The sequence below is a fragment of the Ferrovibrio sp. genome, assembly GCF_025869515.1.
Lineage (GTDB): Bacteria > Pseudomonadota > Alphaproteobacteria > Ferrovibrionales > Ferrovibrionaceae > Ferrovibrio.
This window is the reverse complement of the sequence record NZ_JAOZVR010000052.1, coordinates 1-21,983: the sequence shown is the minus strand read 5'-3', so window position 1 is coordinate 21,983 and position 21,983 is coordinate 1. Positions and strand designations below refer to the sequence as shown.

Annotated in this window: 25 protein-coding genes; 21 read left to right on the top strand and 4 right to left on the bottom strand. The window is 65.1% G+C overall.

The window, feature by feature from the left end; translation table 11 throughout:
• The first annotated feature begins 69 nt into the window (after nt 1–69).
• The gene (locus OJJ21_RS08280) at nt 70–810 is read left to right on the top strand and encodes an SDR family oxidoreductase (protein ID WP_297685017.1); all 741 of its coding nucleotides are present in this window, start codon (nt 70–72) and stop codon (nt 808–810) included.
• A 67-nt stretch (nt 811–877) separates the two neighbouring features.
• Here the strand turns inward: OJJ21_RS08280 and OJJ21_RS08275 are convergent, their stop codons facing one another.
• Nucleotides 878–1,549 (bottom strand): glutathione S-transferase family protein, encoded by a 672-nt coding sequence (locus OJJ21_RS08275; RefSeq protein WP_297685015.1) that lies wholly within the window; start codon nt 1,547–1,549, stop codon nt 878–880.
• A gap of 78 nt (nt 1,550–1,627) precedes the next feature.
• A complete protein-coding gene (locus tag OJJ21_RS08270) occupies nt 1,628–2,467 on the bottom strand; it encodes a MerR family transcriptional regulator (protein ID WP_297685012.1) in 840 nt (279 codons plus the stop codon).
• A gap of 189 nt (nt 2,468–2,656) precedes the next feature.
• Between OJJ21_RS08270 and coaBC the strand changes: the two genes are divergently transcribed.
• The 13 genes from coaBC (at nt 2,657) to OJJ21_RS08205 (ending at nt 11,131) form a co-directional block, all read left to right on the top strand.
• Nucleotides 2,657–3,973, top strand: a complete 1,317-nt coding sequence (gene coaBC / locus OJJ21_RS08265) for a bifunctional phosphopantothenoylcysteine decarboxylase/phosphopantothenate--cysteine ligase CoaBC (protein ID WP_297685010.1) — start codon at nt 2,657–2,659, stop codon at nt 3,971–3,973.
• A complete protein-coding gene (dut, locus tag OJJ21_RS08260; RefSeq protein WP_297685008.1) occupies nt 3,973–4,458 on the top strand; it encodes a dUTP diphosphatase in 486 nt (161 codons plus the stop codon). The genes coaBC and dut overlap by 1 nt, the downstream gene beginning before the upstream one ends.
• Before the next feature lie 5 nt (nt 4,459–4,463).
• Complete coding sequence (locus OJJ21_RS08255) at nt 4,464–4,916, top strand: Rrf2 family transcriptional regulator (protein WP_297685006.1); 453 nt, start codon at nt 4,464–4,466, stop codon at nt 4,914–4,916.
• A 54-nt stretch (nt 4,917–4,970) separates the two neighbouring features.
• A complete protein-coding gene (gene cysK, locus OJJ21_RS08250) occupies nt 4,971–5,951 on the top strand; it encodes a cysteine synthase A (RefSeq protein WP_297685004.1) in 981 nt (326 codons plus the stop codon).
• A 4-nt stretch (nt 5,952–5,955) separates the two neighbouring features.
• Nucleotides 5,956–6,717, top strand: coding sequence for a molybdopterin-synthase adenylyltransferase MoeB (gene moeB, locus OJJ21_RS08245; protein ID WP_297685002.1), 762 nt, complete (start codon nt 5,956–5,958; stop codon nt 6,715–6,717).
• Between the two features lie 106 nt (nt 6,718–6,823).
• Nucleotides 6,824–7,420, top strand: a complete 597-nt coding sequence (locus tag OJJ21_RS08240; protein ID WP_297685000.1) for a PAS domain-containing protein — start codon at nt 6,824–6,826, stop codon at nt 7,418–7,420.
• Between the two features lie 79 nt (nt 7,421–7,499).
• Entirely contained in the window at nt 7,500–8,075 is a 576-nt protein-coding gene (locus OJJ21_RS08235; protein WP_297684998.1) for a PAS domain-containing protein, read from the top strand.
• Nucleotides 8,076–8,337: 262 nt separating this feature from the next.
• The gene (locus OJJ21_RS08230) at nt 8,338–8,718 is read left to right on the top strand and encodes an AtpZ/AtpI family protein (protein ID WP_297684996.1); all 381 of its coding nucleotides are present in this window, start codon (nt 8,338–8,340) and stop codon (nt 8,716–8,718) included.
• A 2-nt stretch (nt 8,719–8,720) separates the two neighbouring features.
• Entirely contained in the window at nt 8,721–9,488 is a 768-nt protein-coding gene (locus tag OJJ21_RS08225) for a F0F1 ATP synthase subunit A (protein WP_297684994.1), read from the top strand.
• 58 nt (nt 9,489–9,546) lie between these two features.
• On the top strand, nt 9,547–9,771 hold the full coding sequence (locus OJJ21_RS08220; protein ID WP_144068315.1) for a F0F1 ATP synthase subunit C: 225 nt from the start codon (nt 9,547–9,549) through the stop codon (nt 9,769–9,771).
• A 5-nt stretch (nt 9,772–9,776) separates the two neighbouring features.
• A complete protein-coding gene (locus OJJ21_RS08215; protein ID WP_297684989.1) occupies nt 9,777–10,271 on the top strand; it encodes a F0F1 ATP synthase subunit B' in 495 nt (164 codons plus the stop codon).
• A gap of 17 nt (nt 10,272–10,288) precedes the next feature.
• Complete coding sequence (locus tag OJJ21_RS08210) at nt 10,289–10,774, top strand: F0F1 ATP synthase subunit B (protein WP_297684987.1); 486 nt, start codon at nt 10,289–10,291, stop codon at nt 10,772–10,774.
• Between the two features lie 90 nt (nt 10,775–10,864).
• Complete coding sequence (locus OJJ21_RS08205) at nt 10,865–11,131, top strand: hypothetical protein (protein WP_297684985.1); 267 nt, start codon at nt 10,865–10,867, stop codon at nt 11,129–11,131.
• 1 nt (nt 11,132) lies between these two features.
• On the opposite strand, the gene OJJ21_RS08200 is transcribed toward OJJ21_RS08205, so the two are convergent.
• Both OJJ21_RS08200 and OJJ21_RS08195 read right to left on the bottom strand, forming a co-directional pair.
• Nucleotides 11,133–12,074, bottom strand: coding sequence for a methyltransferase domain-containing protein (locus tag OJJ21_RS08200; protein WP_297684983.1), 942 nt, complete (start codon nt 12,072–12,074; stop codon nt 11,133–11,135).
• Nucleotides 12,075–12,308: 234 nt separating this feature from the next.
• Nucleotides 12,309–13,061, bottom strand: coding sequence for a DEAD/DEAH box helicase (locus OJJ21_RS08195; RefSeq protein ID WP_297684981.1), 753 nt, complete (start codon nt 13,059–13,061; stop codon nt 12,309–12,311).
• Between the two features lie 725 nt (nt 13,062–13,786).
• Between OJJ21_RS08195 and rpmI the strand changes: the two genes are divergently transcribed.
• The 7 genes from rpmI (at nt 13,787) to OJJ21_RS08160 (ending at nt 21,933) form a co-directional block, all read left to right on the top strand.
• Nucleotides 13,787–13,987 (top strand): 50S ribosomal protein L35, encoded by a 201-nt coding sequence (gene rpmI / locus OJJ21_RS08190; protein ID WP_297684979.1) that lies wholly within the window; start codon nt 13,787–13,789, stop codon nt 13,985–13,987.
• A 17-nt stretch (nt 13,988–14,004) separates the two neighbouring features.
• Entirely contained in the window at nt 14,005–14,373 is a 369-nt protein-coding gene (rplT, locus tag OJJ21_RS08185) for a 50S ribosomal protein L20 (RefSeq protein ID WP_297684977.1), read from the top strand.
• Between the two features lie 128 nt (nt 14,374–14,501).
• Nucleotides 14,502–15,587 carry a phenylalanine--tRNA ligase subunit alpha gene (gene pheS / locus OJJ21_RS08180; protein ID WP_297684975.1) on the top strand — a complete coding sequence of 362 codons (1,086 nt, stop codon included), beginning with the start codon at nt 14,502–14,504 and terminating at the stop codon, nt 15,585–15,587.
• A complete protein-coding gene (pheT, locus tag OJJ21_RS08175) occupies nt 15,584–17,992 on the top strand; it encodes a phenylalanine--tRNA ligase subunit beta (RefSeq protein ID WP_297684973.1) in 2,409 nt (802 codons plus the stop codon). The genes pheS and pheT overlap by 4 nt, the downstream gene beginning before the upstream one ends.
• 12 nt (nt 17,993–18,004) lie before the next feature.
• Complete coding sequence (locus tag OJJ21_RS08170) at nt 18,005–19,675, top strand: carbamoyltransferase C-terminal domain-containing protein (RefSeq protein ID WP_297684971.1); 1,671 nt, start codon at nt 18,005–18,007, stop codon at nt 19,673–19,675.
• Nucleotides 19,676–19,800: 125 nt separating this feature from the next.
• Nucleotides 19,801–20,790 (top strand): tripartite tricarboxylate transporter substrate-binding protein, encoded by a 990-nt coding sequence (locus OJJ21_RS08165; RefSeq protein WP_297684969.1) that lies wholly within the window; start codon nt 19,801–19,803, stop codon nt 20,788–20,790.
• A gap of 75 nt (nt 20,791–20,865) precedes the next feature.
• On the top strand, nt 20,866–21,933 hold the full coding sequence (locus OJJ21_RS08160; protein ID WP_297684967.1) for a tartrate dehydrogenase: 1,068 nt from the start codon (nt 20,866–20,868) through the stop codon (nt 21,931–21,933).
• Nucleotides 21,934–21,983 lie beyond the last annotated feature (50 nt).

Sequence of the window (21,983 nt, the reverse complement as noted above, 5' to 3'; positions counted from 1 at the left end):
GACGAATTCGTGCGGCCTGATCGCACCGCCGCTGGCGCGGCCCATAGTGTTGCGATAGGTTCTCAATCCATGACGGATCGCCAACGTACACTTATTCTCACCGGTGCCAGTCGCGGCATCGGCCATGCCACCGTGAAGCGCTTTTCCGCCGCCGGCTGGCGGGTCTTCACCGTGTCGCGCCAGCCGTTTTCCGAACACTGCCCCTGGGAGGGCGGCGCGGAAAGCCATGTGCAGATGGACCTGAATGACATCTCGACTCTGCCGGCGACCATCGCCGACCTGAAAACGCGCCTGCCCGACGGCAAGCTGGATGCGCTGGTCAACAATGCCGCCATCTCGCCCAAAGGTCCGGGCGGCAGCCGGCTCGGCGTGCTGGATACCGATCTGGCCACCCTGATGCATGTCTACAACGTCAATCTCTTCTCGGTGGCCCTGCTGGCGCGCGGCCTGTTCGACGAGCTGAAGGCAGCCCAGGGCTCCATCGTCAACGTCACCTCGATTGCCGGCAGCCGTGTGCATCCGTTTGCCGGCATGGCCTATGCCACCTCGAAGGCGGCGCTGGCGGCGCTGACCCGCGAGATGGCCTGGGAATTCGGGCCTCATAACGTGCGGGTCAATGCCATCGCGCCGGGCGAGATCGATACCTCGATCCTGTCGCCCGGCACGGACGAGATCGTGCGCCGGGATATCCCGATGCACCGCCTGGGCAAGCCGGAAGAGGTGGCCTCCACCATCTATTTCCTGTGCACCCAGACCTCGTCCTACGTGAATGGCGCCGAAATCCACATCAACGGCGGCCAGCACGTCTGACCGGCACGTCTAGTAGACTGGCACGTCTAGACCGGCGCCTTGGGGGCGCCGGTCCATATCATCGTTGTCAGGCCGCGATCCGGCTGCGATCCAGTCCCATCGCCTCCACGGCGGCCTGTTCGGCCCTGATGGCGGCACCGAAAAAGGGCGAAGCGATCTGGCGTTTGAAATAGGCTGCCAGCTTCGGGAAGCGCGCCGTCTCGATCTCCAGGCCGAGATAGCTGTAGGTCAGCAGGTTCGACACCACCGCAATATCGGCAATGGTCAGACTGTTGCCGGCCAGATAGTCGCCGCCGGCGATGCTGTCGAGATAGCCGAACACACCCGGCCTGATCCCGCTGCAGATCTGTTCGACAACAGCCTGATCGGTCGCCTCGCCGCGCACCTTGGGCCGCAGCACCTTCTGGAAAAACAGCCCGTGCACCACGTTGCGGAACAGTGTGCCGCCAGCATAGGCATCGAGGAACAGCGCCTGACCTGCCAGTCTATTGTCCTGCGGCAACAGTGGCTGTGCAGGATAGGCGCGCTCCAGATACAGGAAAATCGCGGTTGAATCGGCCAGCGTGAAATCGCCGTCCTTGATCGCCGGAATCAGCCCGGTCGGGCTCAGCGATGACCATTGTTGCGGCGGATCGAAGGGGAAGACCTGTTCAAGCTTGTAGTCCAGGCCCTTGAACGCGGCCGTCAGCGTGATCTTGCGGGTGTGGACCGAGAAGGGCACACCATAGATGGTCAACATGATCGGATATCCTGTCGTTGTTACGAAGATGGCCGAATGGCCACGACAGGAGCCTGCGGGTTTGACGCGGCGTCAAAGTCAAGCGGTGTTCTTGCGTACCGGAAACTGGATTTCCATGACCGCGTCTGCTGCCGCCGGAACCTGAAACGGCAGTTCCAGAAACACCTCGCGGCTCGGGCCGGCGATTCGGTAGCCATTGGCCTCCATCCACAGCCCCAGCGCACCGAAAGCGATATGGCTTTGCTCGCCTGGACCGCGACGGATCAGAGTCGCCAGCGCGTCCACCGCCGGCAGTTCCGTCACGGCCATGACGGTCTGGTCCGACAGGGTGACTGCGCGATTGAAGGATTTCGTCAGTCCGAAGCCGATATCGAGATCCAGGTCTTCGTCGTCGAAATCGGAATGCGCCACCACGATCAGCTCGTTGCGCTGACCGGGCGAAACCTGGGTGATGACGGCCTGAACGACACTGCGCAGCATCGCCACCACGTCATCCATGCCGTTGAAGCGGCGCCGTACCGACAGATAAGGCTGCGCCGGCGCGGATTTCAGGATCACATCGTAATTCTTCAGCTCGCCCTGCTCGTCGATCTGCTGCAACCGTGACTCGATATGGCGCAGCCGCGCGATTTCCGCGTTGAGCGACTGCTCCAGTTCGGCCTTCTTCAGCAGCAGCATGCCGCGGATCTCGTCGGTCGAGACCTGTTCGTCGATCAGCCGCGCCACCTGGTCCAGCGTCAGGCCGAGATCCTTCAGTGCCAGGATGCGATTGAGCCGGCCGAGCTGGTCGATGGTGTAATGGCGATAGCCAGTCGCCGGATCGACATACCGGGGACTCAACAGCCCGATACTGTCGTAGTATCGCAGCAGCCGCCCCGAAACCCGGGCAATCCTTGAGAACTCGCCGATTCTGAACATCCTGCCTTGCCTGTTGATTTGGAGTATCCGCCGGCCGTTGTGCAGTTTGACGTCACGTTAAAGTCAATGTGGGTCTTGGATTTCCCGCCGGCACTTGTGGTTTTAGGAGATGTGGATTAAATTGAAACACATTCTAATCGCGTTATTTTTGTCCGGTCTATCTGGTTTTACCGGAAAATCGAGGGAACGGTGCTCAAGGGTAAACGGATTCTGCTGGTGATTTCCGGCGGCATTGCCGCCTACAAGGCGCTGGAGCTGATCCGGCGCCTGCGCGAGCGTGGCGCCAGCGTGCGTTGCGCGATGACCGCATCTGCCGCGCAGTTCGTCACCCCGCTCAGCGTGTCTTCGCTCAGCGGTGAGAAAGTCTCGAACGATCTCTTCTCGCTGACCGACGAAGCCGAGATGGGCCATATCGAACTGTCGCGCGATGCCGATCTCGTGGTGGTCGCGCCGGCCACGGCCAATATCCTCGCCCGCATGGCCAATGGCCTGGCCGACGACATGGCCACCACGCTGCTGCTCGCCACCGACAAGCCGGTGCTGGTCGCGCCGGCGATGAACGTGCGCATGTGGGTTCATCCCGCCACCCAGCGCAATGTCGAACGGCTTAAAAAGGATGGCGTCGCCTTCGTCGGGCCCAATGACGGCGAGATGGCCTGCGGTGAATACGGCCCCGGCCGCATGGCCGAGCCGCTGGAAATCGTTGCCGCCATCGAGGCGCGGTTCGGCCAGCCGCTGCCGGCGCATCTGGGCCTTGTACAGCCGCGCGGCGATCAGCCCTCGACCGTGCAGGCCGCCAATATTCAACCCATTGTGCAGGATCTGAAAGGCAAGCGGGCCATTGTCACCTCCGGTCCGACGCATGAGCCCATCGACCCAGTGCGCTATATCGCCAACCGCTCATCCGGCAAGCAGGGCCATGCGATTGCCGCAGCCTTGGCCGCGCGCGGCGCCGATGTGACTCTGGTGACCGGGCCGGTGACGCTGCCCGATCCTGCGGGCGTGAAGACCGTGCATGTGGAAGCGGCGCGCGACATGTTCTCGGCCTGCTTCCTCGACCTTCCGGTCGATATCTTCGTGGCCGCTGCCGCCGTCGCCGACTGGCGTGTGGCGGTGGAGGCATCGCAGAAGATGAAGAAAACCGGCGAATTGCCGCCGGTGCTGAAACTGGCCGAGAATCCCGATATCCTGCGCGCCATCAGCACCACCGATGCCCGGCGGCGCCCTGCGCTGGTGGTCGGCTTTGCCGCCGAAACCGAAAACGTCGTCATGCATGCGCAGAAAAAGCTGCAGTCGAAAGGCTGCGACTGGATTCTGGCCAATGATGTTTCTGAGGGCACCGGCACATTCGGCGGTGACAGCAATGCAGTCCATCTGGTGACGGCCTCCGGCGTCGAGGACTGGCCGCGTTTGAGCAAGCCCGAAGTGGCCGCGCGGCTCGCCGCCCGCATTGCCGCGTCGTTCAAAGATGCACCTATAAAGAAAAACGCCAAGAAAGGTTCGTGATGTCGCGTCCTGTTCCCCTGCATGTGCCGATCAAGCAGCTGCCGCATGCAGTCGGCCAGCCGCTGCCGGCCTATGCCACGGAAGATGCCGCCGGTTTCGACCTGCTGGCTGCCGTGGCGGAGTCCATCGTGCTGCAACCCGGCGAGCGCAAGCTGGTGCCGACCGGCATCAGCATCGCCGTGCCGCCCGGTTTCGAGGCGCAGGTGCGGCCGCGTTCGGGGCTCGCCTTCAAGCATGGCATCACCGTGCTGAATTCGCCCGGCACCATTGATGCCGACTATCGCGGCGAGGTGGGCGTGGTGCTGATCAATCACGGCGACCAGCCGTTCACCATCAATCGCGGCGAGCGCATCGCGCAGATGATCGTCGCCGCCTACAGCCGCGTCGAATGGGTGCCGGTCGCCGAACTGCCGGAAACCCAGCGCGGCGCCGGCGGATTCGGTTCTACGGGTGTGGCAACGCCCAAGACAGCAGCAGGAGACTGAGAGCCATGTTGAAGTGTACGCGGCGCACCATGCATGCGCTGGAAGCAGTGGTGGACATCGCCTTCCATGCGCGACCCGAGCCGGTGCAGTCCAAGGATATCGCAACCCGGCAGAACGTGCCGCAGCGCTATCTGGAACAGGTGATGCAGCATCTGGTGCGCAACGGCATCCTCAAGGGCGTGCGCGGCCCGCGCGGCGGTTACACGCTGGCGCGCGAACGTCGCCGCATCACGGTGGGCGAGGTGGTCCGTATCGTGTCCGAGCTGGATGCCGACGGCGAGGACGATTTTACCGCCGGTTCCGAACTCGGCCGCCGCACCGTGCAGCCGATCTGGGAGGAATGCCAGGCCGCGCTGATGGCGCGTGTCGACAAGATCACGCTGGACGATCTGTGCAGCCGGGCGGAAACCAGCGGTTTTGCTGCCCAGCTGGAAGGCGCCGATAATTTTGCCATCTGAGCCCAATCTGCTTTTCAGCATTGTCGCTCGATGCATTCATAGTCCGGAGGACACATGACCGAGGCCCGGCCGAATACGATCCGTCATTTCAACGCCCCGCGCGGCAAGGTGTATGACTCGATCGTCGACACTATCGGCGCCACGCCGCTGGTGCGCATCAACCGCCTGGCCAGTGAGGCCGGCGCCAAGGCCGAGCTGCTGGCCAAGCTGGAATTCTTCAATCCGCTGAATTCGGTGAAGGACCGCATCGGCATCGCCATGATCGAGGCGATGGAGCGTTCGGGCAAACTCAAGACCGGCGCCACCATCATCGAGCCGACCTCGGGCAATACCGGCATCGCGCTCGCTTTCGTCGCCGCGGCCAAGGGCTATCGCCTGATCCTGGTGATGCCGGAAAGCATGTCGATCGAACGGCGCAAAATGCTCAAGTTCCTCGGCGCCGAGCTGGAACTGACGCCGCCCGGCCTTGGCATGAAGGGCGCGCTGGCCCGTGCCGACGAAATGCTGAAGGAAATCCCAGGCAGCGTGATGCCGCAGCAGTTCGAGAATCCCGCCAATCCGGAAATCCACCGCGGCACCACGGCGGAAGAAATCTGGGTCGATACCGCCGGCAAGGTGGATGTGGTGATCTCAGGCGTCGGTACCGGCGGCACCCTCACCGGCGTCGGCAGCGTGTTGAAACAGAAAAAGCCGTCGGTCCGCATCGTCGCTGTCGAGCCCGAGGACAGTCCTGTGATTTCCGGCGGCAAGCCCGGTCCGCACAAGATCCAGGGCATCGGCGCCGGCTTCATTCCCGGCAACCTGGATACCAGGCTGATCGACGAGATCATTACCATCGGCAACGAGACCGCCTTCGAGACCTCGCGCCGGCTGGCGCGGCTGGAAGGCATCCCGGCCGGCATTTCCTCGGGTGCGGCGGTCGCCGCCGGCCTGGAGATCGCGGCGCGCCCCGGCATGGAAGGCAAGACCGTGGTGGTGATCATTCCGTCGTTTGCCGAGCGCTATCTCTCGACCGCGTTGTTCGACGGACTCTGAGTCCGTGTTCAGTCGCGACGAGTTGGAGCGCTATTCCCGGCATGTCATCCTGCCGGAAATCGGCGGCGCCGGTCAGCAGAAGCTGAAACAGGCGCGCGTGCTGGTGATCGGCGCCGGCGGGCTCGGGTCGCCGCTGCTCCTGTATCTGGCGGCGGCCGGCATCGGCACGCTCGGCATCGTCGACGACGATACGGTGTCGCTGTCGAACCTGCAGCGTCAGGTGCTGCATGGCACCGAGGCGATCGGCCGGCGCAAGACCGAAAGCGCCGCGGTCGCCATTGCCGGTCTCAACCCGCATGTGCGCGTCGTCGAGCATACCGAGCGCCTGACGCCGCAGAATGCCGACAGTCTGATCGGCGCCTATGACATCGTTGCCGATGGCAGCGACAATTTCGACACGCGTTTCCTGGTCAACGATACCTGCTATAGCCTGGGCAAGACGCTGGTGACGGCGGCGATGCTGCGCTTCGATGGCCAGCTCTCCACCTTCAAGCCCTGGAAGGGCGCGCCGCATCCCTGCTATCGCTGCGTCTTTCCCGAACCGCCGCCGCCCGGTTCGGTGCCGGCCTGTTCGGAAGCCGGCGTGCTGGGCGCCCTCGGCGGCGTGATGGGCAGCCTGCAGGCGCTGGAAGTGGTCAAGGAGCTGCTCGATCTCGGCGACAGCCTGTCGGGCCGCCTCCTGCTGTACGATGCCTTGCGCGGGGATTTCCGCACCGTGAAGCTGCGCCGCGACCCCCAGTGCCGCACCTGCGGTGATCGCAGCTGATCCTGCCGCGGCGGAGTAATCCCGGGGGGCTAGTTCACACCCCCTCGTTGTGTCCTATGATCGCTGTCAAACATAAGAAGACAGTACACAGGCGGGTTTGCGGGGGATGATGCAGGACAGTGTTGTGGCAGGCGATGCGGGCGGGACGATCAACCAGCAGGTGATCATGGCGCCGCCCGGATGCTGGCCGGCGCTGACCGATCCCCGGTTCCGCAGCCTGCTGCGGCACTGGGCCGAGCGCCGCCAGGGCCTGATGGCGCCGCGCCATGCCATCGATCCGGCGGCGATCCGCGGCTGCCTGCCGCATGTCTGGCTCTATCAGTATCTGCCCGCGGAAAACGATTTTCTCTGCACGCTGGCCGGCGAGAAGGTCAACGAGGCCTGGGGCCAGAGCCTGATCGGCAAGCGCGCCAGCCTGTTCATGCCGCCGCCGATGCGCGAGCACGTGCCGAAACTGTATCGTCGCATGCTGGAGCAGCCGGCCCTGCAGGTCAGCCGTCGCCGCATCACGCCTGCCGATGGCGTGGCGCAGAGCGCCGAACGCCTGATCCTGCCGCTGGCGCGCGAAGACGGCAGCGCCTATGGCGTTTTCGGCCTGACGCTGTACTACCTTGGCGCCCAATCCAGTTTTGACGATCCGCTGGACATGCAGGGCGCCGTCACCCTGTATGACTGCGCCGGCCTGCCGGCATCGCCGCCCTGACGGCGGCGGTTGACGTTTTTCCACGCCTCGATGCATCGACGGACCCGCATGTCTCGCTTAGCATGCGGGGCGGATGGGTATGCAGGGGCACAGCGATATTGCCGGGGAAAACGGTCAGGTGGCGCCGCCGGGCGAGTGGCCGGGGTTTCGCGATTCCCGCTTCATGCTGCTGCTGCAGCACTGGGCTGCCAACCGCAACGGCCTGATGATGCCGCGCGCCGCCCTCGATCCCGCCGCCATCAAGACCTGCCTGCCGCATGTCTGGCTGTTCCAGTATCTCGCCGAGAGCGACAGCTTCCTGTGCCGGCTGTCGGGCGAGCAGGTCAACGAGGCCTGGGGCGTCAACATGGCCGGCAAACAGCCGCAGGAATTCATGCCGCCCGAAAGCGCGGCGATGGCCCATCTGATCTATCGCCGCATCCTGCTCACCCCGGCGCTGCATGTCGGGCACCGCCGCATCGCGCCGGCCGGCCGCCAGGCCAAGTTGGCCGAGCGCCTGGTGGTGCCGCTGAGCGATGCCGAGGGCCGACCCTACGGCATCTTCGGCCTCTCGCTGTATTACTTCGACCCGATCACCCAGGCGGAACTGCCCCCCCATGTCGGCCCCGAAGTGACTTACTACCCCTGCGCCGGCCTGCCAGCCGGCCTGCCCTGACGCTCCCGGACCGCCCTGCTGCGGCGGATTGTCGCAGCCGGAAGCCTCTCCGTCGCCGCCGCGCCGGCCGGTGAATCGCGCCTGCGCGCCTTTCGCGAATAGGCCTGAAAAACCCTGATGTTACAAAGGGGTTGATTTGGCAGATGCGATTGATTCTTAAATCTTGCTGTGCCGTCCGGCGGCTTGACGCTGAATCCCTCGCTTCCTATGGTGCGCGCGCTTTCTGGGGGCGGTCGCCTCTGGCGCCGGGGGAATCTGAACCATGGCTGAACAGGATCGACCGACCGCGGGGAGCAGCGATGCCGAGGATCCGGCGCTCGCCAGGCTCGACCGCGACCTCGAAGCGGTGCGCGACCGGCAGGCAGCCGAGGCGGCAAAGCGGCGCCCGGATGCCGATCCCCGCCAGACGGCGACGGTCGGCAAGGCCTGGTCGCTGGCGATCGAAATGGTCGCCGCGGTCGGTGTCTCGGTGTTCATCGGCTGGTGGCTCGACCGCTGGCTGGGGAGCGCACCCTGGGGTCTGGTCGGTTTTATCCTGCTGGGGATCGCGGCCGCGATGTGGTCGGCGATCCGCACGGGACTGATGATGCAGCGCCAGCAGCTCGCCGACAGCGAGCGCGACGCTAAAAAGGAAGGGGACTAACGGTGGCAGCCGAACAGCACAGCCCGCTTGAGCAGTTCAAGGTCAAGTGCATCGCGCTTTGCGGCGACGGCGGCACACTTCAGGCCTTCTCCTTCACCAATGCCTCGCTGTTCATGGTGCTGAGCGTGGTCGGCGCTGTGTTGCTGATGGTCTATGGCATGCGTCAGCGCAGCCTGGTGCCGGGCCGCCTGCAGTCGGTGGCCGAGCTGTCCTACGAATTCGTCGCCAACATGGTGCGCGAGAATGTCGGCCCCAACGGCCGCCAGTATTTCCCCTTCATCTTCTCGCTGTTCATCTTCGTGCTGATGGCCAACATGCTCGGCATGGTGCCCTACAGCTTCACGGTGACCAGCCACATCATCGTCACCTTCGCGCTCGCCATCGTCGTCTTCCTCGGCATCACCGCGATTGCGATCGCCCGTAACGGCATCCACTTCTTCACGCATTTCATGCCGGCCGGCGTGCCGATGTGGCTGGCGCCGATCATCGTGCCGATCGAGATTATCTCCTATCTGTCGCGCCCGATTTCGCTGTCGCTTCGTCTCTGCGCCAACATGCTGGCGGGCCACACCACGCTCAAGGTCTTCGCCGGCTTCGTCGTGTCGATGATCGGCATGGGCGGCGTGCTGTCGGCCTCGGGCATTCTTCCTCTGATTATGGTCACTGCACTAACGGCGCTGGAATTCCTGATCGCCTTCCTGCAGGCCTATGTGTTCGCCATCCTCACCTGCCTCTACCTCGCCGAGGCCGTGAATATGGAACATCACTAAGCGTATTCGTCAGTTCAGTTTACCAACCAGTTCAAACCTAGAAAGAAGGATGAGTATCATGGATCTTGCTTCTGCCAAGATGATCGGTGCCGGCATTGCGGCGATCGGCATGGGCGGCGCGGCGATCGGCGTGGGCCTGATCTTCGCGAACTTCCTCAACGGCGCGCTGCGCAATCCGGGCGCGGCCCCGAAGCTGTTCGGCAACCTGATGCTCGGCTTCGCGGTGACCGAAGCGCTCGGCATCTTCGCGCTGCTGATCGCACTGCTGATCCTGTTCGTCTGAGTTAAATGCCTCAGCTCGAAACAGCCACTTTCCTGCCGCAGCTCGTCTGGCTGCTGATCAGCTTCGTCATCCTCTATGTGTTGATGGCAAAGCTGGCGCTGCCGCGCGTGGCTGAGGTGGTGGACGGGCGCCGCAAGCGTCTCGAACACGACCTCGAGGAAGCGGCGCGGCTGAAGCGCGAGACCGAGAAGGCGATCGCCGACTACGAGCAGGCGCTGGCAGCGGCCCGGGCGAAAGCCCAGGCCATCGCCGGCGAAACCCGCGCCCGCATCTCTGCCGAACAGGCGGCGGTGAAGGCCAGGCTCGAAGCCGAGATCGCCGAACGGACCAAGGCGGCGGAAGCCAGCATCCTGGCGGCCAAGCAGCAGGCGCTCGCCGCGCTGAAATCGGTCGCGGCCGAGGCTGCCTCCGATGTCGTGGCCCGGTTGAGCGGCACGGCGCCGAGCAACGACGCGGTGGAAGCCGCCGTTGCCCAGGCGCTTGCGAAACGTAGCGCCTAAGGGCCCGGAGGTCAGACATGTTCCATGATCCGACATTCTGGGTGCTGGTCGCCTTCATCCTGTTCTTTGCCCTGATCTTCTATCTGAAGGTTCCGGGCAAGGTGCTGGGGCAGCTCGACGAGCGTGCCGCCCGCATCAAGCAGGGCCTGGACGAGGCCGAGAAGCTGCACCAGGACGCGCAGCATCTCTTCGCCGAGTACCAGCGCAAGCAGCGCAACGCCATGAAGGAAGCCGAAGAGATCGTCGCCGCGGCCGAAGCCGAGGCGAAGACCCTTCTCAAGGAGACCGAGGCCGACCTGAAGGTCAGCCTGGAGCGGCGTCGCAAGCAGGCCGAGGACAAGATCGCCCAGGCCGAGAAGCAGGCGGTGCAGGAAGTGCGCGAAACCGCTGTCGACATCGCGGTGGCGGCCGCCACCCAGGTGCTGAGCCAGTCGCTGCAGGGTGCTGCCGCGGCCGCCCAGATCGACCGCGCCATCACTGACGTGAAGGCCAAGCTGCACTAAGCATTCAGCCAATCGCGCATATGAAAAGGGCCGCAGCGATGCGGCCCTTTTTCTTTGCTATACTGCCGCCATCACAAGGCGGGATCGACCATGCACATGCTGATGATGACGGTGTTGGGCTTTATTGTGCTGGCTGTGCTGTGGGGCGGTGCGCGTTTCATCAACGCTCGTGCCGGACGCACGGTCGTCAACGGCGCGCGGCTGTTTCTGCCGGTCTGGGCCGCCGTGTCGTTCTACAACGGCTATATCGGCGTCACGCGCGCCGGCTATTCGGTGCAGGCCGAGCTGCTGGTACATCTGGTGGTGTTCGGATTGCCGGCCGCCGTGGCGGTCTGGCTGATATGGCGCGGCCGCTAGTTCAATCCACTACGCGGCAGAACACGCGGTAGAGCCGGATGATGTTGGCGTCCAGGGCGCTGAGCCGGATCGCCCAGTGCTCGCCCTCGCAGATCGCCCATTCGCGTTCGTTCTCGTCGATCGCCTTGCCCTTCAGCTTCACCTCTTCGGCATAGGCGGCGAAGGAGTCGATCACCGCGGCTTTCAGCTCATGGGTGACGTCTTCCATGTAGCAGATGATGAAGTTCAGGCTTTCCAGTTCGGCCTGCAGGCCTTCCGGCGTCAGCAGATGCGGCTTCACCGGCTCGCGGTCCCACCACACTTCATAGACGCGGCTCTCGGTCGAGCCGGTGAGCAGGAAGTCGGTGAACATCAGCTGGCCGCCCGGCTTCATGGCGGCGCGCAGCTTGGCCAGCAGCAATCTCTTGTCCTGCACGCTCATCAGCCCGTCCTTGGACAGGAAGACGTCGACGCTCTTGCGCTTGAAGCTGAGGTCGTCGAGCGGCGTGGTCTTGATATTGGCGCGCTGTTTCACGCCCTGGCTCTTGGCCAGGTCGATCGAGGCGGCGGCCAGGTCCGCGTCGGGCTCGTAGGCGTCGATCCACAGGTTTTCGCGGGCCATCAGGCGGGTCATGCCGCCCATGCCGCTGCCCAGTTCGGTGATCGACATATTGGGGTTGAGGCCGAGCGGAGCGACCAGCGGCTTCATCAGCTCTTCGCCGCCGGGCTGGTTGAAGCCCTCGCCGAACAGCTTTTGCGCCACCTGGCGGCGCCGCGGCGACCAGCTGTCGATGCTGGGCACCTCTTTCGGCAGATCGTCAGCCGGCTCCAGCGCCGCCATCGCGGGCTGGGTCGAATAGTCCTTGACGGTGTGCTGCATGACATAATCGTCGCCATGCCACCAGGCGCGCAGCTTGTCGCGCCAGGTGACCTCGTCGGACTGCTCAGTATTCTCCTTCGCCACCAAAGCCATATCCAGGATTCAGAGTCGGACACCCTGCTGTAACGCCGGCATGGTTGATTTTCTGTTGCCGTGTCATGACGAAAGCCGGCGTCCTGTGGAAAACACTGGCGCAGGGGATGCGTATAAGCAAGCGCCCGCCGGAGGGGCGGGCGCTTGGCCATGCTTGAAATTTAGTTACCTGACCTTCCGGCTAACGGCAGGTGCCGTCAGGGAAATTTCATCCGGTCGGGCGGCTTAACGCCGGCCGGCCATCCGTTCCGGCAGCAGGTCGCGCACCCGGCGGCGGGCTTCGGTGTCGCGAATACGGGCCGACTGGGCGGTGGTGATCAGGCGCGGCGCCGGCGGATTGGCCAGCACGGTGACCGGATCGGTCAGCAGGTTGTCGGCCAGCTGCTTGATCTCGGCCGGCAGGGTGGTGGCGAACACGATGGTCTGGCGCTCGGTCGGCGCGGCCTCGAAGATGGCGCGCAGCTCGTTGGTGACGCCGAGTTCCAGCATGCGGTCGGTCTCGTCCAGCACCATGATCTCGAGCTTGTTCAGCTCCAGCTGGCCGGCATTGATCAGTTCGACCACACGACCGGGCGTGCCGATCAGGATGTCGATGCCGCGCGACAGCGCCTGGGCCTGCGCCGCCTTGCCGGGGCCTTCATAGACCGTGACCTGGCTGAGGCGAACGAAGCGGCCGTAAGCCCGGAAGCTTTCCTGGATATGCTGCACGCGCTCGCGCGACGTGGTCAGGATCAGGGCGCGCACCTTGCGCGGGCCGGCCGGGTGCCGGTCGATCGAAAGATGCTGCAGAATCGGCAGGGTGAAGGCGACGGTCTTGCCGGCGCCGGCCTCGGCCTGGCCGAGCAGATCGCGACCCTGGAGCAGATGTGGAATGGCCTTGGCCTGGATCGGCGTTGGCGCCACATGCTTTTCAGCCGTGAGGGCGCGCTGGATCGGTTCAACGAGATCGAGGGAGGAGAATTGATTGTTGCTCAACATCGGCCTGCAAAGGTTCAGTTACGCGGCAGGTTACCACTAAAAGACCGGGCACCGGGAAACTGGTTAGTGACAGTTTTTCCCTGTCCGGCAGCGCCAGAAGCGCGGCGGCGAACGGAGAGGTCGTGTCACGGAAGCCAGGATCTGAGGTACGGCGGCGTCCGGCGGGGTACCGCGAACCCGCGTGATACTAGCTGTCGTTCCCTGTTTTGCAAGCGCGAAACCTCATGGTGCGACAATCGTGTAAAACCGGCGAAAAATGCTGTTTTTTCACGCCTGCCTCTAGAAAGTCATATGGTGTCAAGACCGTGGTTTTTCAAGGATATGACAGTCGATTGCGGTATCTTTTTCGTGTTTCGCCTGCGGCGGGCGGGTGCGGCGCCGGTCCGCCCGCCCGGCGGGTATGCAGGCGCGGCCGGCAACGACTCGGCAGGCCGGGGCGGAACTCGGCCGGCCGGTGAAAAGCATTAATCCGGCCTTGCGGGAGCTGCTTTCCCCTAGGGAAATCCGCCCGAATCCCTGCCATGGTGTCTGCCGGGCTTTCCCGGCCTGTCCGGGTCAGCGCGAGGCCGGCTCCGGGGCTGGGCTCCGGCCTGGCTTTCCGCCCGCAATCCGCCTTGCAATCGCACGGATTGGCCGCTAAAACCGCGCGCTCGTATCGGGTGTTCCGGCCGGAAGGGCTGCCGAGTTCGCCTTGAAGATCACTCCATACCTTCGGAGGTTATGAAATGCCCAAGTTGAAGACCAAGAGCGCGGCCAAGAAGCGCTTCAAGCTCACGGCGACTGGCAAGGTGAAGCGAGCCCATGCGGGCAAGCGTCACGGCATGATCAAGCGCACCAACAAGCAGATCCGGAATCATCGCGGCACCGCCGTGGTGTTCGAAGGCGACGCGCGCAAGATCATCAAGAACTACCTGCCCAACGGCTGAGCTGAGGAGATACTGATATGGCACGTGTTAAGCGGGGCGTTACCGCCCATGCCCGCCACAAGAAGGTCCTGAAGCTCGCCAAGGGCTACCGTGGCCGCAATTCCACCGTCTTCCGCGTCGCGATCGAGAAGGTCGAAAAGGGACTGCAGTATGCGTTCCGCGACCGTCGCGCCAAGAAGCGCAACTTCCGCTCGCTGTGGATCCAGCGCATCAACGCTGCGGCTCGCGAGCAGGGTCTGACCTACGGCCGATTTATCAACGGCCTCGCGCTCGCCGGCATCGAGATCGACCGCAAGGTCCTGGCCGATCTCGCCGTGCATGAGCCCGAGTCCTTCAACGCCCTGGTGGCGCAGGCCAAAGCGGCCCTGCCTGCTTCGGCGGCCTGATCGGCCCGCACTCGCAGTTTCAAGACAAGCGACCGTTTGCGAAGGGGGCCGTCACCACGGCCCCCTTTGTTTTGTCTGCAACACCGTTGTCGCGTCGCCGGCTTATAGTTGAGCAGTAAAGAGGAAGCATGACCGAGATCGCCAGGCTGGCTGCCGAAACCGAAGGCGCCATTGCCGCCGCCCAGAATCTGGATGCCCTGGAAGAAGCCCGCCTTGCGGTGCTCGGCAAGAAGGGCTGGCTGTCGGCCGCCCTGAAGGAACTCGGCGCGCTGGCACCCGATGACCGCAAGGCGCGGGCGCAAACCCTGAATGAAGTGAAGAACAGCCTCACCGCGGCCATCGAGTCACGCAAGGCGACACTGGGCGACGCCGCCATCGACGCGCGGCTGAAGGCCGAGACCCTCGACATGACGCTGCCGCTCGGCGACAGCGCCGAGCAAACGGGCCGCATCCATCCGGTCAGCCAGGTGATCGACGAGATCACCGAGATCTTCGCCGCCATGGGCTTCAGCATTGCCGAAGGCCCGGATATCGAAGACGACTTCCACAATTTCACCGCGCTGAACATTCCGCCCGAGCATCCGGCGCGGCAGATGCAGGACACCTTCTACCTGCCCAAACGCGGCGCCGATGGCGAACAGGTCGTGCTGCGCACGCATACCTCGCCGGTGCAGGTGCGCACCATGCGCGGCGGCCCGCCGCCCTATCGCATCATCGTGCCGGGTCGCACCTATCGCAGCGACTACGACATGACGCACACGCCGATGTTCCATCAGGTCGAGGGGCTGGTGATCGACCGCGCCACCCATATGGGCCATCTGAAAGGCGTGCTGACCGAATTCTGCAAGGCCTTCTTCGAGACCGACCAGGTGAAGATGCGCTTCCGCCCCAGCTATTTCCCCTTCACCGAGCCGTCGGCGGAAGTCGACATCAACTGCTCGCGCGAGGGCGGCGTGCTGCGCGTGGGCGAGGGCAGCGACTGGCTCGAAATCCTCGGCTCCGGCATGGTCAATCCCAAGGTGCTGGAATATTGCGGCCTCGATCCGGCGGAATGGCAGGGCTTTGCCTTCGGCATGGGCATCGACCGCATCGCCATGCTGAAATACGGCATCCCCGATCTGCGCAGCTTCTTCGATGCCGATCTGCGCTGGCTCAAGCATTACGGTTTCGTGCCGCTCGACATACCCACGCTGGGCCAGGGGGTGGCGCGATGAAATTCACCCTTTCCTGGCTGAAAAGCCATCTCGACACGAATGCCTCGCTGGATGAGATCGCCGCGAAGCTGACCGCCATCGGCCTGGAAGTGGAAGGCATCGAGGATCGCGCCGCGCTCTTTGCGCCCTTCATCGTCGCGGAGGTGCGCAAGGCCGAGCAGCATCCCAATGCCGACAAGCTGCGGGTCTGCGAGGTTTTCACCGGTGCCGAGACCTTCCAGGTCGTCTGCGGCGCGCCGAATGCGCGCGCCGGCATGAAGGGTATTTTCGCGCCCGTCGGTTCGACAGTCCCCGGCACGCAGCTGCTGCTCAAGGCCGCCAATATCCGCGGTGTGGCGTCCAACGGCATGCTCTGCTCCGAACGCGAGATGGGCCTGACCGACGAACATACCGGCATTATCGATCTGCCGCTCGACACGCCGCTGGGTGCGCCGATGGCCAAGGTCTTCGGGCTGGACGATCCGGTGATCGAGATCAAGCTGACGCCCAACCGTGGCGATTGCCTCGGCGTGCGCGGCATCGCCCGCGATCTCGCCGCTGCCGGTCTCGGCACGCTCAGGCCGCTGGAGATCGCGATCGTGCCGGGCGCCTATGCGAGCCCGATCACTGTTTCGCTCGATTTCCCGGCCGGTGCCGAACGCGCCTGCCCGATCTTTGTCGGCCGCCATATCCGCAAGGTGAAGAACGGGCCGTCGCCGGCCTGGCTGCAGCAGCGCCTCAAGGCCATCGGCCTGCGGCCGATCTCGGCGCTGGTCGATATCACCAATTTCTTCACCTACGATCTCGGCCGCCCGCTGCATGTCTTCGATGCCGCCAAGGTGAAAGGCAATATCCAGGCCCGTCTGGCCAAGGCCGGCGAAAAGCTGCTGGCGCTGGACGGCAAGGAGTATGCGCTGGATGACAGCATCACCGTGATCGCCGATGAGGCCGGCCCTGAAGGGCTCGGCGGCGTGATGGGCGGCGAACATACCGGCTGCTCCTTCGAGACCACCGAGGTCTTCGTCGAATCCGCCTGGTTCGATCCGCTGCGCACGGCCGCCACCGGGCGCAAGCTCGGCATCCATTCCGATGCGCGCCACCGCTTCGAGCGGACCGTCGATCCGGCTTTCGTGAAATCCGGCATTGATGTGGCCACCGCGATGATTCTCGATCTCTGCGGCGGCGAGCCGGGGGAGACGGTGATTGCCGGCAAGGAGCCGGACTGGAAGAAGACCGTCACCCTGCGGCCCACGCGCCTGCTGGGTCTCGTGGGCTTCGACCTGCCGGTGGCGGAGCAGACCCGCATCCTGACGGCGCTCGGATTCAAAGTCACCACAGCCGGTGATGCTCTGTCGGTCGAGGTTCCGAGCTGGCGCCCGGATATCGACGGCGAGGCCGATCTGGTCGAGGAAATCGCGCGTCTTCACGGTTTCGATGCCATTCCGGCCGAACCGCTGCCGCCGCTGCGCGCCGTGCCGGCCCCGGCGCTCACCGCGGCGCAGCGCCGCGTGCGCATGGCCAAACGCGCGCTCGCCGCCCGCGGCCTCACCGAGGCGATCACCTATTCCTTCATCCGCAAGGCCGAGGCCGAGGCCTTCGGCGGCGGGCAGGAAGAGCTGCTGCTGGTCAATCCGATCAGCGCCGACATGGACGCCATGCGGCCCTCGATCCTGCCGGGTCTGATGGCGGCGACAAAACGCAACATGGATCGCGGCAGCATGGATGTCGCGCTGTTCGAGGTCGGGCCGCAATATGCGAGCGTCGCCATGGACGGCCAGGCCATGGTGGCCACCGGTCTGCGTCGTGGCGCCACCGGCGCGCGGCACTGGCGCGACAAGTCGCGCGCCGTCGATGCCTATGACGCCAAGGCGGATGCGCTCGCCGCACTCTCGGCGGCCGGCGTCGATGTCGGTCCGCTGATGGTGATGGATGGCGCGCCCGGCTGGTATCACCCCGGCCGCTCCGGCACGCTGCGGCTCGGTCCGAAAACCATTCTGGCCGCCTTTGGCGAGCTGCATCCGCGCGCCCTGCAGGCGATGGATGTGAAGGGGCCGCTGGTCGGCTTCGAAGTGTATCTCGACCGCATCCCGGCCAGCCGCGCCAAGCCAGGCGTGCGCACCAAACCGGCGCTGAGGCTTTCGGAGCTGCAGGCGGTCGAACGCGACTTCGCCTTCATCGTCGATGCCGGTGTTGCCGCCGAGACGCTGCTGAAAGCCGTGCGCGGCGCCGACAAGGCGCTGATTGCCCGCACCAGCGTGTTCGATGTCTTCGCCGGCCCGGGGATTCCCGAGGGCAGGAAGTCGCTCGCCATCACGGTCCGACTCGAACCCTCGCAGCAGACGCTGACCGATGCGGAGATCGAGGCGGTGGCGAAAAAGATCGTGGCTGCGGCCGAGAAGGCCTGCGGCGCGACACTGCGGGCCTAGCCGAAAATGCTGGTGCTCGGCGTCCATTCCGGTTGGCAGGACGCCGGCGCCGCCGTCTTCGACGGCTACAGGCTGCTGGCCGCCGCCCCGCTGGCGCGGCTGAGCGGCGTCGCCCATGACGGCGGACGGCTTCCGGTGGAAGCCATCGCGGAGTGCCTCGATATCGCCCATGTGCGCGCCGGCGATATCGGCGGCCTGGCGCTGAGCCAGGGGCTGTTTCCCGGCCGGCATTTTCGCGCGTTGTCGCTGTCCCGCCGGGTCGGCCGCGGGTTGCGCAGCCTGCTCGGCCGCGACACGCCGATCAGCCTGCTGGATGAAGCCCGCAAGCATCATCGTTCCAGCCCGGAAAGCCTGCTCGATCTCGGCATGCTGGCCGGCGATCTCGGCCTCAACCGCCATATCCCGGTGCGGGTCTTTGATCGTCACACCGCCCATGCGCTGCTGGCGCTGACCGCCGCGCCCTGGGCCGACGACACGCTGGTCTTCACTGCCGACAGCAGCGGCTGCATCGCCCGCGTGCTGAAATACGGCCGGCTCGCCACGCTGACCGGCGATGAGGCCGACACGGCGGAAACCGATTCTCCCGGCCGTCTGGTCGATCTCGCCGTCGACGGCCTCGGCCTGCCCGATGCCGCGGCGCTGTTCGCGCTGAGCGCCCATGCCAGCGCGAATGGGGGCGAACCGGTCCTCGCCGAGGCCTTCAAGGCGCATGTCACGGTCGATGCGCAGGGGCGGATCGTGACGGATTTCTCGGCCGAGGGCGGTGCGGCACGCTGGCTGCGCCGGCTCGCCGAGGGCCAGCCGCCGGCGCTGGTCGCCGCCTCGCTCGGCAAGCTGCTGGTCGACCGCTTCGCCGAAGCGATCCAGGTTCTGCTCGACCGCCAGATGCTGCGCCGCGTCGCGCTCGGCGGTCCGCTGCTCGCCGATCCGGTGCTGTTGCAGCAGTTGCAGCAGACACTCGGCGACGGCATCGCGGTGGCCGTGCATGCCGCGCCCGACGAGACCGCGCTGCCGCTCGGCGGCGCGCTGGCCCTGCTGCAGCAGCAGGACGGGTTGGAGACTTTCCTGCGCCAGCGCCGGCCGCTGCAGGCCGCCGCCTGGGGCCGCGATTATTCTGCCGATCTCGATCCGGTGCTGGGCAATGCCGGCTGCCGCATGGTCAGCCGCGACCCGCTGCGCGCCGCCGCCGCCCTGCTCAATGCCGGCAAGGTGATCGCCATCGGCGAGGGCCGCGGCATCGGCGCCAGCGGCGGCATGACTCGCACCATCCTGTTTGCCGGCGGCGATGCAGATGCGGTCGCGACGGTGAATGCCCGGCTCGACCGACCGGCCTTCCTGCCGCCCGTGCTTTACGCATCGCGCGAGGCATTGACCGACCTGCTGCCGGCCTGGCGCGATCCGGCGGTGGCCGCCGCGCTGGCGCCGCGCTGGGCGCCGCAGCTGCCGGCGGCGGCGCGGCATCCGCTGCGCGCCGAGGCGGTGGAGGCCGGGCAGCAGCCTGTGCTGCATGGCCTGCTGGAGGCTTACAAGTCGCTCAGCTGGCTGCCGGCTTTGCTCGGCCTGCCGATGCAGATCGGCAGCGAGCCGGCGCTGGATGCGCCGTCCGACCTGCTGCGCCTGCTGCGCGACGGCCGCGTCGACTACATCGTCACCGACCAGGCAGTGTGGGAACGCGCGACCTGAGCCCGCGCACCATGCTGTCCGTCGCTATGCCGGCCCGGCATCGACTGAGGCAACAGCGGCATTGGCCGGACTGAAGCCGGCCGCGCTAGACTCCTCCGTACAAAACAAAAACCGGAGGAAACCCCATGCGTCATTTCACGCGTCATCTCATGCTCGCGGCCGCCGCGCTGCTGCCGCTGTTCGCGGCCGGCCATGCAGCCGCGCAGGCCTGGCCGTCCAAGGCCATCACCGTGGTGGTGCCCTATGCCGCCGGCGGGCCTACAGATACGGTGGCGCGGCTGACCGCGCTCGGCCTGTCGCGCCAGCTCAACAATCACAGCGTGGTGGTCGAGAATGCCACCGGGGCCGGCGGCACCATCGGCGCCAACCGCGTCGCCACCGCCGAGCCCGACGGCCATACCCTGCTGGTGCATCATGTCGGCATCTCCACGGCGGCCACGCTGTACCGCAAGCTGCCCTACGATACCAAAACCGCCTTCGCGCCCATCGCGCTGCTGACCGATTCCGCCATGACCATCATCGCGCGCGAGGATTTCCCGCCCAACACCCTGCCCGAACTGATCGCCCATCTGCGCAAGGAGGGCAAAAAGATCTCCTACGGCAATGCCGGCATCGGCGCCGCCTCGCATCTCTGCGGCATGCTGATGATGTCGGCGATGGGCGTGCAGCTCAACACGGTGGGCTATCGCGGCAATGCGCCGGTGATGCAGGACCTGCTGGGCAAGTCGCTCGACATGACCTGCGATCAGGCCACCAACACCACCGGCCAGATCAAGGCCAAAAAGGTGAAGGCCTATGCCATCACCACCAAGCAGCGGATCAGTGATCTGCCCGACCTGCCGACCGCCGACGAGGCGGGCCTGAAGGGTTTCGAGGTCAATGTCTGGCATGCGCTCTATGCGCCGAAGGGCACCCCCGACGCCGTCGTGCAGAAGCTGGCCGCCGCCGTGCGCGGCGCGCTCAAGGATGCCGAGATCGTCAGGCGCTTCGCCGAGATCAACACCACCACGGCCTCGGATGCCCGCGCCACGCCCGACGCGCTGAAGGCGCATCTCTATGCCGAAATCGACAAATGGGCGCCGCTGATCAAGGCCGCCGGCCAGTATGCCGACTAAGGCCAATGTGACTCTGCTAGCGTAATCTGTTTAAGTCTCCCCAGACCTCAAGATCAAAAAAGGACGCGTACCGACATGGCAAAGCACAGGATCGCCACCATCCCTGGCGACGGCATCGGCAAGGAAGTGGTGCCCGAAGGCCTGCGGGTGATGGATGCCGCCGCCCGCCGCTTCAACATCGATTTCCAGTTCGATCATTTCGACTGGAGCGTGGATTACTACCTCAAGCACGGCGCCATGATGCCGGCCGACTGGAAAGAGAAGATCGGCGGCCATGACGCCATCTTCTTCGGCGCCGTGGGCTGGCCGGAAAAGGTGCCGGACCATATCTCGCTCTGGGGTTCGCTGATCCAGTGGCGCCGCGAATTCGACCAGTATGTGAATCTCCGTCCGGTGCGCCTGATGCCGGGCATCCCGTCGCCGCTGGCCAATCGCAAGGTCGGCGATATCGATTTCTGGGTGGTGCGCGAGAATACCGAGGGCGAATATTCCTCGATCGGCGGCCGCATGTTCCACGGCACCGAACGCGAATTCGTGGTGCAGGAAACCATCCTCAGCCGTATCGGCACCGACCGCATTCTCAAATTCGCCTTCGAACTGGCGCAGAGCCGGCCGAAGAAGCATCTCACCTCGGCCACCAAGTCGAACGGCATCTCGATCACCATGCCCTACTGGGACGAGCGCGTGGCCGAGATGAAAAAGGGTTATCCGGGCGTGCGGGTCGACCAGTATCACATCGACATCCTGACCGCGCATTTCGTCCAGCATCCCGACTGGTTCGATGTCGTGGTCGGCTCGAATCTCTTTGGCGACATCCTTTCCGATCTCGGTCCGGCCTGCACCGGCACTATCGGCATCGCACCGTCGGCTAATCTCAATCCCGAGCGCAAGTTCCCTTCGCTGTTCGAGCCGGTGCATGGCTCGGCGCCGGATATCGCCGGCAAGGGGATCGCCAATCCGGTCGGCCAGATCTGGTGCGGCGCCATGATGCTGGAGCATCTCGGCCACAAGGAGGCCGGCGCCGCGGTGCTGAAAGCCATCGAGGCGGTGCTCGAAGCCGGACCGCGCACGCCCGATATGGGCGGCCAGGCCAATACCCAGGATGTCGGCAAGGCAATCGCCGAGGCGGTGGCCAAGGGATAGCACGCTCTCGTTGTCATGCCCGGGCTTGACCCGGGCATCTCAGCCAGACC